The sequence below is a fragment of the Streptomyces sp. JLYT201 genome (assembly GCF_059448825.1).
In genome coordinates this window covers 6,583,084-6,595,934 of record NZ_CM182551.1, presented here as the reverse complement: position 1 = coordinate 6,595,934, position 12,851 = coordinate 6,583,084, and the positions used below count along the sequence as shown (strand labels likewise).

General features: G+C 75.6%; 12 protein-coding genes. 10 read left to right on the top strand and 2 right to left on the bottom strand.

What is annotated here, in order from left to right:
- Window positions 1–636 carry an NADPH-dependent FMN reductase gene (locus AC5WAM_RS27870; RefSeq protein ID WP_138959603.1) on the bottom strand — a complete coding sequence of 212 codons (636 nt, stop codon included), beginning with the start codon at window positions 634–636 and terminating at the stop codon, window positions 1–3.
- Between the two features lie 63 nt (window positions 637–699).
- Here AC5WAM_RS27870 and soxR point away from each other — a divergent pair, with 63 nt between their 5' ends.
- The 9 genes from soxR to AC5WAM_RS27825 all read left to right on the top strand — a co-directional run bounded on the left by soxR (window position 700) and on the right by AC5WAM_RS27825 (window position 10,104).
- A complete protein-coding gene (soxR, locus tag AC5WAM_RS27865) occupies window positions 700–1,158 on the top strand; it encodes a redox-sensitive transcriptional activator SoxR (RefSeq protein ID WP_366793545.1) in 459 nt (152 codons plus the stop codon).
- Window positions 1,159–1,262: 104 nt separating this feature from the next.
- Window positions 1,263–2,111 (top strand): aminotransferase class IV, encoded by an 849-nt coding sequence (locus AC5WAM_RS27860; protein WP_495519184.1) that lies wholly within the window; start codon window positions 1,263–1,265, stop codon window positions 2,109–2,111.
- A 204-nt stretch (window positions 2,112–2,315) separates the two neighbouring features.
- Window positions 2,316–2,861 (top strand): GVDTG sorting domain-containing protein, encoded by a 546-nt coding sequence (locus tag AC5WAM_RS27855; RefSeq protein WP_366793543.1) that lies wholly within the window; start codon window positions 2,316–2,318, stop codon window positions 2,859–2,861.
- A gap of 109 nt (window positions 2,862–2,970) precedes the next feature.
- On the top strand, window positions 2,971–3,618 hold the full coding sequence (locus tag AC5WAM_RS27850) for a class F sortase (RefSeq protein WP_495519183.1): 648 nt from the start codon (window positions 2,971–2,973) through the stop codon (window positions 3,616–3,618).
- Between the two features lie 465 nt (window positions 3,619–4,083).
- Entirely contained in the window at window positions 4,084–5,301 is a 1,218-nt protein-coding gene (locus AC5WAM_RS27845; protein ID WP_495519182.1) for an NAD(P)/FAD-dependent oxidoreductase, read from the top strand.
- Window position 5,302: 1 nt separating this feature from the next.
- On the top strand, window positions 5,303–7,849 hold the full coding sequence (gene nirB, locus AC5WAM_RS27840) for a nitrite reductase large subunit NirB (protein WP_495519181.1): 2,547 nt from the start codon (window positions 5,303–5,305) through the stop codon (window positions 7,847–7,849).
- Window positions 7,846–8,190: a nitrite reductase small subunit NirD gene (nirD, locus tag AC5WAM_RS27835; protein WP_172386895.1), complete on the top strand. Its 345-nt coding sequence runs from the start codon at window positions 7,846–7,848 to the stop codon at window positions 8,188–8,190. The genes nirB and nirD overlap by 4 nt, the downstream gene beginning before the upstream one ends.
- A 62-nt stretch (window positions 8,191–8,252) precedes the next feature.
- Window positions 8,253–9,029 (top strand): SDR family NAD(P)-dependent oxidoreductase, encoded by a 777-nt coding sequence (locus AC5WAM_RS27830; protein WP_366793538.1) that lies wholly within the window; start codon window positions 8,253–8,255, stop codon window positions 9,027–9,029.
- 142 nt (window positions 9,030–9,171) lie between these two features.
- The gene (locus AC5WAM_RS27825) at window positions 9,172–10,104 is read left to right on the top strand and encodes an oxidoreductase (protein ID WP_495519180.1); all 933 of its coding nucleotides are present in this window, start codon (window positions 9,172–9,174) and stop codon (window positions 10,102–10,104) included.
- Between the two features lie 13 nt (window positions 10,105–10,117).
- Here AC5WAM_RS27825 and AC5WAM_RS27820 read toward each other — a convergent pair whose 3' ends face one another.
- Window positions 10,118–10,702 (bottom strand): hypothetical protein, encoded by a 585-nt coding sequence (locus AC5WAM_RS27820; protein WP_366793536.1) that lies wholly within the window; start codon window positions 10,700–10,702, stop codon window positions 10,118–10,120.
- A gap of 224 nt (window positions 10,703–10,926) precedes the next feature.
- Here AC5WAM_RS27820 and AC5WAM_RS27815 point away from each other — a divergent pair, with 224 nt between their 5' ends.
- Window positions 10,927–12,786, top strand: coding sequence for an APC family permease (locus AC5WAM_RS27815; protein WP_366793535.1), 1,860 nt, complete (start codon window positions 10,927–10,929; stop codon window positions 12,784–12,786).
- Window positions 12,787–12,851: the final 65 nt, after the last annotated feature.

The following is a 12,851-nucleotide window of genomic DNA, read 5'->3' as shown; positions in this document are numbered from 1 at the left end:
TCAGCTCCCGTACGGCCGGACCTCCTTGGCCGCGCGCAGCGCCCACGCCCACCACGCGAGCTGGTCCAGCATCGCCTTCGCGGCGGCGTCGGCGGCCGCGGGCTCCTTGTGGTTGCCCTCGTCGTCGAAGAGGGCGCCCGCGTTGTGGAAGGAGACGGTGTCGCGGATGGTGACGGCGTGCAGCTCGGCGAAGACCGGGCGCAGGTGCTCGACCGAGCGCAGGCCGCCGGAGAGCCCGCCGTAGGAGACGAACGCGATGGGCTTGGCCTGCCACTCGGGGTGGTGCCAGTCGATCAGGCTCTTCAGGGACGCGGGGTAGGAGTGGTTGTACTCGGGGGTGAGGACGACGAAGGCGTCGGCGGCGGCCAGCTTCGGGGAGACCTTGGCGAGTTCGGCGCGGGTCGCGGCGTCCGGCCGGTGCGAGAGGGAGGTCGGCAGGTCGACCTCGGCGAGGTCGACGACGTCGACCTCGAAGCCCTGGTGCGCGCGCACGTGGCGCAGCAGCCACTCGGCGACGACGGGGCCGAAGCGGCCCTCGCGGTTGCTGCCGACGACGACGGCGACCTTCACGGGCTTCGCGGCCGTGGCGGACAGGGCGGCGGCGGGGGACGGGGAGACGTCGGTGGTGGTGTTCATGCGGCAAGCCTCTTAGTTAAACCTTGGTTCAGGTCAAGCGGCTTCCGTGGCTAATCTGTCGGCATGACCTCGCACCTCGCACCGGACGCCAAGGAAGCCACCGTCGGCGAGCTCGCCGAGCGCAGCGGAGTGGCGCCTTCCGCCTTGCGCTTCTACGAGCGGGAGGGGCTCATCACCAGCCGCCGCACCCCCGGCAACCAGCGCCGCTACAGCCGGGACACGCTGCGCCGCGTCGCCTTCATCCGCACCTCGCAGCGGCTCGGCATCCCGCTGGCCACGATCCGCGAGGTGCTCGCCCTGCTGCCGGAGGACCGCACGCCGACCCGCGAGGACTGGGCCCGGATATCCGAGTGCTGGCGGGACGACCTCGACCGGCGCATCCGCACCCTGCGGCGGCTGCGCGACAACCTCACGGACTGCATCGGCTGCGGCTGTCTCTCGCTCGACAAGTGCGCCCTGTCGAACCCGTGGGACGAGCTGGCCGCGCACGGGCCGGGGCCGCGCCGTCTGCTCGAGGACTGACCGGGGGCCGCGCCGGGCGCGGGGGCCGGGGCGCCGTCCGCCCCTCCACACCGGGGCGCCGCCCGCCCGTCCGCGCCGGTGCTCGCGTCCGTACGGTGGTCCCCATGACGACATCGAACCCCGCCGCCCCCGACCGCCTGGAGATCGACGGGGCCCCGGCCACCGCCGAGCAGCTGCGCGCCCGTGCCCTCGACGGCTTCGGGCACTTCACCGCGATGCAGGTCAGGGGCGGCACGGTGCGCGGCCTCTCCCTCCACCTCGAGCGGCTCGACGCGGCGAGCCGCGAGCTCTTCGGCCAGGGCCTGGACGGCGACCGGGTCCGCGCGGCGATCCGGCACGCGCTCGCCGGGGACGGCTCCGCGAACGGCGGAGCGGGCGGCGGGACGGGCACCGGGGTGCTCCAGAACGCGGCCGTGCGCGTCTACGTGCACGCCCCGGACGGCGAGCCCTCCCTGATGGTCACCGTCCGCCCGCCCGTCGAGCTGCCCGCGACCATGGCCGAGCGGGCGCAGTCCCTGAAGTCCGTCCCGTACGTACGGCCCGCCGCGCACCTCAAGCATCTGGGCGGCTTCGGGCAGACGTACCACCGGCGCGAGGCGGAGCGGCTCGGCTACGACGAGGCGCTGCTCACCGGCCCGGACGGCGCGGTCAGCGAGGGCGCGGTGACGAACGTGGCCTTCTTCGACGGGCGCGAGGTCGTCTGGCCCGAGGCACCCCACCTGCGCGGCATCACCATGGGGCTGCTCGAACCCCGGCTCGCGGACGCCGGGCTGCCCACCCGGCGGGGTCCGGTGTTCCTGCAGGACCTGCCGTCCTACCGGGCCGCCTTCGTCACCAACTCCTGGGGCGTCTCCCCCGTCCGGCGCGTCGACGACCAGGACTTCCCCGTCGACGAGAAGCTCATGGCGACGGTCGCCGACCTGTACGAGGGCGTGCCCGGGGACGTGATCTGAGGCCGGGTCACCCATTCACAGGTGCCGCGCCGCGCCTTCGGAGTCTTTCCGTCCATACGCCGGTGACCTGCTGGAACGCGGCCGCACAAGCGCCGCGGCGCGGACCGGCGCGGCATTTCTGATGGGGCTTCAGCAGGCGTGCGGGGCGGAGGGCACGTTACCTCGGAGGTGTGTCCCGTACGCGGCCCGACAGGAGCACGCCCCATGCGCACCGCCCGCCACCTGACGACCACCGCCGCGCTCGCCGTCGCCTCGGCGGGCCTGCTGGCAGGCCCCGCGTCGGCGGCGGGCACGGGCGGTCTCGGCATCGCGCCGTCACCGGTGACGCCCGGCACCACCGTCACCGTGCGCACGGCGGCGTGCGGCGCGGACGGCACCGCCGCGGGGGACGCGAGCGCGGTGGGGGCGGGCACCTTCGCCCTGGCCTCCGCCACGGGCGCGGCCGAGGCGACCGGGCGGTTCCGGGTGCCGCCGTCCGCGCAGCCCGGCACGTACGAGATCGTGGCCCGCTGCTCCGGGTCCGCCGCCCGCGGCCGGACGGTCACCGGCGATCTGACGGTGACGCTCACCTCCACGGCGGCCGCGCGCGAGCAGGCGCCCGCGCAGCCCAGGGGGCACGTGAGGACGGGGGTCGGCGGCGCGCTCGGTCCCGACCCCGCGCAGACCGCGGCGGGCGTGGCTGCTCTCGCCGTCGCCGCCGCGGGCGGTACCTGGCTCCTGCATCGCCGGGCGAGAGGCGACAGGATCTGACGGACACCCTCCGCAGTCCGCAGGTACCACCGTCCCCTCCCCCCGCCGGGCCGCCGAGTCCCTCGCGGCCGCGGCGGCGGGGAGGGGCCCCGACCCCCGAGGGGACGCCATGGCAGACCGCTCGCGCGCGGGCCGCGGCAGGGCCGGGACCGCGCTCATAGGGACCGTCACCGCGCTCGCCCTGTGCTCCGGCGCGTGGCTGCTGCACAGCGGTACGGCCGGGCATCCGCCGCCGCAGCCCTCGGCCGCGCAGGCCGCGTCGCCGGAGGTGCGCGCCGTGCCCGCCGCCGCGCCGCTGCCGCCCTCGCCGCCCGACCGCGTCCGCGTCCCCGCCATCGGCGTGGACGCGCCGCTGATGGGGCTCGGCCTGACCCGCCAGGGCAGCCTCGACGTGCCGCCGCCGCGGCACACGAACCTCGCCGGGTGGTACGAGGCGGGCACCACGCCCGGCGAACGCGGCACGGCGATCGTCGCCGGGCACGTCGACAACGCCGACGGGCCCGCGGTCTTCTACCGCCTCGGGGCCCTCAAGAAGGGGCAGGCGATCGAGGTGGAGCGGCGCGACGGCACGGTCGCGCTCTTCGCGGTGGACGCGGTGGAGGTGTACGACGCGAAGTCCTTCCCGGACGAGAAGGTGTACGGGGCCGCCGCGCGGGCCGAGCTGCGGGTGATCACCTGCGGCGGGGCGTACTCCAAGCGCACGGGCTACCAGGGCAACGTGGTGGTCTTCGCCCACCTGACGGGCTCCCGCCAGTAGCGGGCGCCCTGAGCCGCGCGGACCCTCCCGCCCTGAGCCGCGCGGCCCTCCCCCGCCGCCCGGCGGCCCTCCCCCGCCGCTCCGCGGCGGTTCCTCCCACCCGCCCACCCGTGACTCCCGGCTTCGCCCCGGCCGGCCCCGACGCAGAGCGCCTCCCCGCCGTCCGCTGCCGCTGCCGCTGCCGCTCCGCGGCGGTTCCTCCCGCCCGCCCGGAACTGCCCGGCTTCGCGGGCCCGGGTGGGGGCGGGTGGGTGGGACCGCCCCGCGGTTCACGGCCGTCGGCCCCTGCCCTCCCCCGACCCCTCCCGCTGTGGGCAGCTGGTCCGCCCAGGGGCGGAACGGGTGGGCACAGCCGACCGCCGCCCCGCACCTCACAGCTCCCCGGGCCGGGGCCTGAGGTCACCGTTCCCCCGGGGAAACACCGTGGTGGCCGTCGGGTAACACCCGCCCCGCAGGCTGCGGGGCATGACCAGTGACCGCGCGCGGACCGTCGTGGTGGGGGCCGGGCTCGCCGGAGCCCGGCTCGCCGCGCGGCTGGGCCCGGACGCCCTGCTGATCGGGGAGGAACCGTACGCCCCGTACAACCGCGTCCTGCTCACGGACGTGCTCGCGGGACGCCTCGCCCCCGAGGTGATCGCGCTGCCCGCCCCGGCCCGGCACCTGCGCGCCCGGGCGGTGCGGATCGACCGCGCGGAGCGGGTGGTCCGGTGCGCGGACGGCTCCCGGGTGCCGTACGAGACCCTCGTGCTCGCCACCGGCGCGAACCCGGTCCTGCCCCCGCTGCGCGGCCTGTTCCCGCCGGGCGCCACGGACCTGCCCGGCGGAGTGCACGCGTTCCGCACCCTCGACGACTGCCTGGCGCTCTCGGCCGCCGTGACGCCCGGCTGCCGCGCCGTGGTCATCGGCGGCGGCCTCCTCGGCGTCTGCGCGGCCCGCGCACTCGCCGGCCGGGGCGCCCGGGTCGTCCTCGCCCAGCAGGGCGACCGGCTGCTGGAGCGCCAGCTCGACCCGGCCGCCTCGGACCTGGTGCGCGAGCACCTGACGCGGCTCGGCGTGGAGGTGCACACACAGTGCCGGGTGCGGGGCGTGCGCCGCGACGGGGACGCCGTGACGGCCGTCGAGCTCGCGGACGGGTTCGTGCTCGACACCGAGCTGACCGTCCTCGCCTGCGGCGTCCGCCCCCGCGTCGGGCTGGCCCGCGCCGCGGGCCTCGCCGTGCGCCGGGGCGTAGTCGTCGACGACGCGCTGCGCACCGACGACCCCCGCGTCCGCGCCATCGGCGACTGCGCCGAGCACGCGGGCCGCGTCCCCTGCCTGGCCGCGCCCGCGCTCGACCAGGCCGACGCGGTCGCCGCGGCCCTGACCGCGCCGGAGTCGGCGCGGCCGTACGCGGGCACCCGCTCGCTGACCCGCCTCACGCTCCCGCACGCCGAACGTCCCCTGGACGTCGCCGCGTTCGGGGAGCCCGAGGCCCGCCCCGACGACGACGTCCTGCGCCTCGCGGACGCCACCCGCGGCACGTACCGCAAGGTCGTGGTGCGCGGCGACCGGCTCGTCGGCGGCGTCCTGCTCGGCGATCTCGCGGCGGTCGGCGCGCTCGCCCGCGCCTGGGAGGCGGACGAGCCCCTGCCGGACGACGGCGTCCCGCCGCTGCATCTGCTCACCCACGACGGAGGTCACTGACATGCCGCCCACCCTTGTCCTCGTCGGCCACGGCATGGTCGGCCAGCGCTTCCTGGAGGAGCTGGCCGAGCGCGGGGTCACCGCCACGCACCGCGTGGTCGTCCTGTGCGAGGAGCCGCGCCCCGCCTACGACCGCGTCCGGCTCACCTCGTACTTCGAGGGCCGCACGCCGGACGAACTCTCCCTCACCGACCCGGAGTTCCTCGCCCGGCACCGCGTGGAGCTGCGCGTGGCCGATCCGGCGGAGCGCATCGACCGGCAGGCGCGCACGGTCACCGCGCGCTCCGGGTTCACGGTCGCGTACGACACGCTCGTGCTGGCCACCGGCTCGTACCCGTTCGTGCCGCCGGTGCCGGGAAGGGACGCCACGGGCTGTTTTGTCTACCGCACCGTCGAGGACGTCCTCGCCATCGAGGAGTACGCGACGAAGCACGCCACGACGGGCGCGGTGGTCGGCGGCGGCCTGCTCGGCCTGGAGGCGGCGGGCGCGCTCCAGGGCCTCGGACTCGCCACGCACATCGTGGAGTTCGCGCCCCGCCTCATGCCCGCCCAGGTGGACGAGGGCGGCGGCGCCGCGCTCCTGCGCACCCTGACCGGGCGCGGCCTGAGCGTGCACACGGGCGTCGGCACGCAGGAGATCGTCGCGTCGGACGAGGGCGCCGTGACGGCGATGCGCCTGTCCGACGGCTCGGAGCTGGCCACCGAGATGGTGGTGTTCTCCGCCGGCGTCCGCCCCCGCGACCGGCTGGCCCGCGACTGCGGCCTGCCGGTGGGCGAGCGCGGCGGGATCACCGTCGACGGCCAGTGCCGCACCGGCGACCCGGCGGTGTACGCGATCGGCGAGTGCGCGCAGGCCGCGGACGGGCGCGTGTACGGCCTGGTCGCGCCCGGCTACGAGATGGCGCGCACGGCCGCGCAGGCCATCGCCTGCGGTACGGGGCAGGCGTTCACCGGCGCCGACCTGTCCACGAAGCTGAAGCTGCTCGGCGTGGACGTCGCGTCGTTCGGCGACGCGCACGGCAGCGCCGACGGCTGCCTCGACGTCGTCTACTCCGACTCGCGCTCGGGCACGTACAAGAAGCTGGTCGTCGGCGCGGGCGGGGAGCTGCTCGGCGGCGTCCTCGTCGGCGACGCGGCGGCGTACGGCACGCTGCGGGCGCTGACCGGGCAGGTGCCGCCGGTCCCCGCCGAGCAGCTGGTGCTCCCCGCGGGCGCGGGCGTGGCGAAGGCGCTCGGCCCCGAGGCGCTGCCCGGCGACGCGGTGATCTGCACCTGCCACAACGTCACGAAGGCCGCGATCCAGGCCTGCGCGACGCTGCCCGAGGTGAAGAGGTGCACCAAGGCCGGTACGGGCTGCGGCAGTTGCGTGAAGATCGTCGGGCAGCTCCTGCCGGAGCCTGGCGACGCGGGACTGTGCGGCTGCTTCCCGCACACCCGCGCCGAGCTGTACGAGATCGTCCGGGTCCGCCGCGTGACCTCGTACGCGGAGCTGCTCGACACTCACGGCCGGGACGGGGCGCGCGGTGGCGAGGGCTGCGAGACGTGCAAGCCCGCCGTCGGCTCGATCATCGCCTCGCTCGCGCCCGCGATCGGCGCGGACGGCTACGTCCTGGACGGCGAGCAGGCGGCGCTCCAGGACACCAATGACCACTTCCTCGCCAACCTCCAGAAGAACGGCTCCTACTCGGTCGTGCCGCGCGTGCCCGGCGGCGAGATCAGCCCGGAGAAGCTCATCGTGATCGGCGAGGTGGCCCGGGACTTCGGCCTCTACACGAAGATCACGGGCGGGCAGCGCATCGACCTGTTCGGGGCGCGCGTCGAGCAGCTCCCGCTGATCTGGGCGCGGCTCGTGGACGCGGGCTTCGAGTCCGGGCACGCGTACGGCAAGGCGCTGCGCACGGTGAAGTCCTGCGTCGGCCGGACCTGGTGCCGCTACGGCGTGCAGGACTCGGTGCGCATGGCCGTCGACCTGGAGCTGCGCTACCGGGGCCTGCGCGCGCCGCACAAGCTGAAGTCGGCCGTGTCGGGCTGTGCGCGCGAGTGCGCGGAGGCCCGCTCGAAGGACTTCGGCGTGATCGCCACCTCGGGCGGCTGGAACCTGTACGTCGGCGGGAACGGCGGCGCGACCCCGCGCCACGGCGATCTGCTCGCCCAGGACCTGGACGACGGTGAACTGGTGCGCCTGATCGACCGGTTCCTGATGTTCTACATCCGTACGGCGGACCGTCTGGAGCGCACCTCGACGTGGCTGGAGCGGATCGAGGGCGGCGTCGAGCACGTACGGGACGTCGTCGTGCACGACTCGCTGGGCCTCGGCGCGGACCTGGAGGCGCTGATGGCCGGGCACGTGCGCCACTACCGCGACGAGTGGGCGGCGACCCTCGACGACCCCGAACGCCTCGCGCGCTTCGTGTCGTTCGTGAACGCGCCCGGGACCCCCGACCCGACGGTGGCCTTCGTCCCGGAGCGCGAGCAGCTCAAGCCGGACCTGCCCCTGCTGGCCATCGGCCCCCGCCGGGCCGCCGACCTGGAAGGAACCTCCGCGTGACGACGACCGGTGCGAGCGTGCAGCTGCGGCTCGACGGCGGCTGGCTGACCCTGTGCGCCGCGTCCCGGCTCACGCCGGGGCGCGGGGTGGCCGTCCTGCTGCCCGACGGGCGGCGGCAGGCGGCGGTGTTCCTCGACCGGTCCCGGCGCGTGTACGCCATCGACAACCGCGACCCGTTCTCCGGCGCGGCCGTGCTCTCGCGCGGCCTGCTCGGCTCGGCGGACGGCCGCGTGTTCGTGGCCTCGCCCCTGCTGAAGCAGCGCTTCGACCTGGCGACGGGGCAGTGCCTGGACGACGACGACGTCCGGGTGGGGGTGTACGCGGCGCGGCTCGGGACCTAGTATTGGATCGCTCGGTCCAGAATTGGGCCGGGCCCGTCCGCGTCCCGCCGTAGGAGTCCGCCATGACCGTCTCCCCCCGCAACCGCTTCACCGGCCGCACCGCCCTCGTCACCGGCGGCGGCTCCGGCCTCGGCCGCGCCGTCGCCCTCGCCCTCGCCGCCGAGGGCGCGAACGTCGTCGTCGCCGGGCGCTCCTCGGCCCCGCTCAAGGAGACGGTCGCGCTGATCGAGGAGGCGGGCGGCACGGGGCTCGCGCACGTCGCCGACGTCACGCGCGCCGCCGAGGTCCAGGCCCTGGTGCGGGCCGCCGTCGACCGCTTCGGCTCGCTCGACGTGGCGGTGAACAACGCGGGCGTCTTCAAGGGCGGCGCGCCCGTCGCCGAGCTCTCCGAGGACGACTGGCGCACGCTGCTCGACGTCAACGTCAGCGGCGTGCTGTTCGCCCTCCAGGCCCAGGTGCGCCAGATGCGCTCCCAGGCGGGCGGCGGAGCCATCGTGAACATCGCCTCCAACCTGGGCGCCCACAAGCGCCGCCCGGGCATCGCCGGGTACGTCGCCTCCAAGGCCGCGGTGTCCGCGCTGACGCGCGCGGCCGCCCTGGACCACATCCAGGACGGCGTGCGCATCAACGCCGTGTCCCCCGGCGCGTCCGCCACCACGATGTCGCTGCGGCCCGGCGAGACCGAGGCGGGGCGCGCTGCGCGCATGCTGAACGAGTCGCCGCTCGGGCGCGTCGTGGACACCGCGGAGATCGCTGCCGCCGTGCTGTACCTCGCGTCGGACGACGCGGCGTCGGTGGTGGGCACGGATCTCGTCGTGGACGGCGGGGCCTCTTCCTGACGTGGGCCTCTTCCTGACGTGGGCGTCCTGCGCGGGTTATCGGCCTTCGGCCTCGTCCTCAAACGCCGGACGGGCTTGAAATCGCTCGTCCGTTCACACCTGCCGCTCGTCCGGCCTTCCGTTCCGGCGTACGCTCGCCCGCATGGGATGGACCGCCGCCGACATGCCCGATCTGAGCGGACGCGACGCCGTGGTCACCGGGGCCAACAGCGGACTCGGCTACTGCACGGCGCGGGAGCTGGCGCGGCGCGGCGCCCGGGTGGTGCTCGCCTGCCGCAGCGAGGCGCGCGGCGCCGCCGCGCTTGACCGGCTCGCCGCCGAGGTGCCGTCCGCCGACGCGCGGGTGTGGCGGCTCGACCTCGGAGACCTCGGCTCCGTACGGGAGTTCGCGCGGCGCCACGAACGCGAGCGCGGCGGGCGGCTCGACCTGCTCGTCAACAACGCGGGCGTGATGGCCCTGCCCCACCGCCGCACCGCCGACGGCTTCGAGACCCAGTTCGGCGTCAACCACCTGGGGCACTTCGCGCTGACCGGGCTGCTCATGCCGGCGCTGCTGCGCACCCCGGGCGCCCGGGTCGTCACCGTGTCCAGCATGCTCCACCTGCTGACGAACGTGGACCTGCGCGACCTCAACAGCGAGCGCCGCTACCACCGCTGGCTCGCGTACGGGCGCTCCAAGACCGCGAACCTGCTGTTCACGCACGAGCTGGCGCGCCGCATCGCGGCCACGGGCGCGGACGTCGTCGCGGCCGCCGCCCACCCCGGCTACGCCTCGACGAACCTCCAGACGGCCGCGCCGAGGATGGAGGGCCGCAAGGCCGCGGAGGCCGTCCAGACGCTCGGCAACCGCCTGGTCGCCCAGTCCGCGGAGGCGGGCGCGCTCCCCGTCCTGTACGCGGCCACCGCGCCCGGCGTGCGCCCCGACTCCTTCACCGGGCCGCGCCTGCTCGCCTGGCGCGGCGCCCCCGCGCCGTCGCCGCGCGCGAGCTGGACCCGCGACGACCGGGCCGCCGCACGGCTGTGGGCGGCCTCGCAGGAGCTGACGGGCGTGCGGTACGAGGCGCTCAAGGCCTGACCGCGCCGCCGCGTCAGCGCAGGCCCGACGCCTCGAAGACGGCCTTCGCGCGGGTGCCGTCCAGGCGTGCCGTGAGCCGGGCGAGGTCGGTCACCCCGCAGCGCAGCAGGCCCGAGGCCCGGGCGGCGCGGGCCCCCGCGTCCAGGCGGTGCAGCAGCAGCGGGTTCTCGGCCAGGACCCTCGGGTCGAACTCGACCCGGTGGCCGAGCGAGTCGCACAGGACGAGCCGCGCGGCGACGGTCCGGCTGACGTGCACGCTGGTCAGCAGGTTCGTGCACACGTGCCGCTGCCGCAGCGGGCCGCGCACCGCGAGCCAGCCGGGGCCCGCCGTGACCCGCGCCGGGTGCAGGATCACGTACAGGAGCACCGCGAGCACCGCCCACAGGGCGACGCGGAGCGCGCTCAGCGTGCCCGCGCCCAGGTCGACGAGGACGATCAGGACGAGCAGGGCCAGCGAACAGAAGACGGCGGCCCGCAGGTCGGCCCCCCAGCGCCGGTCGGTCACCACCTCGTCCCGCGTCGGCATCCGGTGCTCGCGCGTCCCCCCGCGGACGGCGCCGCGGTGCGCAGCGGCCCGCGTCCTCCAGTCACGTCCCATGAGCCGCACCGTAGAGCGGCCCCACGGGCCCGGACGCGCTGTTGACGGACCGCATACACATTCATGCCACACCTTGACGCGAAGCTGACAGCCCTCCTCAACAAGCCGTCAAGAAGCCGCTCACCCCCGCCAAGGAGCCGCCAAGAAGAGGCGCCGGGCCCGCTCCGCGCGCTGACGCTGAGGTCAGCCGCGTTTTTGGCCATCCCGTTCGAAAGGCACCCACCATGACGACCGTCTCCGAGCGCCCCGGCGCCCCGGCCATCGAGGAGCCCCCCGATACCGGTTCCGGCGTCCCGGACCCGGGCGACCGTCACCGCCTCACCGCGCTGCAGGGCCTCGCCGCCCTCTCCCTGGACGCCATGGCATCCGTGGCCTACGGGCCCGAGGCCATCGTGCTCGTCCTCGCCGCCGCCGGCGGCTACGGCCTCGGCTTCACGCTGCCCGTGACGCTCGCGATCGCCGCTCTGCTCGCCGTCCTCGTCGCCTCCTACCGGCAGGTCATCGCCGCCTTCCCCGACGGCGGCGGCTCCTACGCGGCCGCGAAGACGCATCTGGGCCGCCGCGCGGGCCTGGTCGCCGCCGCGTCCCTCGTCCTCGACTACGTGCTGAACGTGGCCGTGGCCGTGACCGCCGGTGTGGCCGCCCTGACCTCCGCCTTCCCCGAGCTGTACGGCGAACGGCTGTGGCTGTGCCTGGGCGTCCTCGTCCTGATCACCGCGGTGAACCTGCGCGGCATCGTCGACTCGGCGCGGGTGTTCATCGTGCCGACCGCCGTGTTCGTGGGCGCGATCCTCACCATGGTCGCCGTCGGCCTGTTCCGTGACGGACCGGTCTCCACCGAGGCCGCCGCAGGCCACGCCTCCGCCCTCGCCGACAACGCCACCACGGTCGGCGCGCTGCTCCTCCTCAAGGCCTTCGCGTCCGGCTGCTCCGCCCTCACCGGCGTCGAGGCGATAGCCAACGCGGTGCCGTCCTTCCGCTCCCCGCGCGTCAAGCGGGCCCAGCACGCGGAGGTCGCACTCGGCGCGCTCCTCGGCGTGATGCTGATCGGCCTGTCCGTCCTCATCTCCCGCTTCGGGCTCCAGCCCGTCGAGGGCGTCACCGTGCTCGCGCAGCTCACGGACGCGTCCCTCGGGCACAACTGGGCCTTCTACGTGGTGCAGTTCGCCACCATGATCCTGCTCGCCCTGTCCGCGAACACCTCCTTCGGCGGTCTGCCCGTCCTGATGAGCCTGCTGGCCCGGGACAACTACCTGCCGCACGTGTTCGCCCTCAAGGCCGACCGGCAGGTCCACCGCCACGGCGTGCTCGCGCTCGCCGTCGCGGGCGCGGCCCTCCTGGTCTTCTCCGGCGGCGACACCAACACCCTCGTGCCGCTCTTCGCCATCGGCGTCTTCGTCGGCTTCACGCTCTGCCAGACCGGCATGGTGCTCCACTGGCGCGCGGCGGGCCGGCCCGCGAAGGCGTTCCTGAACGGCTTCGGCGCGGTCCTCACCGGCGTCTCCGCGGTCGTCGTGACCGCCACCAAGTTCACCGAGGGCGCCTGGCTGATCGTGCTCGCGCTGCCCGCGATCGTGTGCGGCTTCGAGGTCGTGCACCGGGCGTACGGGCGCATCGGCGAGGACCTCGGCCTCGGCCGCGTCCCCGAGCCGCCGCACCGCGACCACTCCCTGGTGATCGTGCCGGTGTCCGGCCTGTCCCGGCTCACCTGCGAGGCGCTCAACGCCGCCGTGTCCCTGGGCGACGAGGTCCGCGCCGTCACCGTCACGCACGACGACCCCGAGGACCGCGCGGCCACGGCGGCGCTGCGGCGCGACTGGGAGCTGTGGAACCCCGGCGTCGACCTGGTCGAACTCCCCTCGGCCGCGCGCACGGTCGGGCGGCCCGTCGCCGCGTACGTCCGCCGGGTGTACCAGTACCACCCCGGCACCCGGGTCACCGTCCTCATCCCCGAGGTCGAGCCCGCGCACCTGTGGCAGCGGCTGCTGCAGAACCAGCGCGGCGCCGTCCTCGCCCACGCGGTGCGCCGCGACACGGACGCGGTCATCTGCCGCCTCCGCTTCCGGCTGGCGGCCCGCAAGTAGCCCATGCGCGAAGGGGACGGCACCCTGTGCGGGTGCCGTCCCCTGGCTGCCCGGGACTGGGGGGT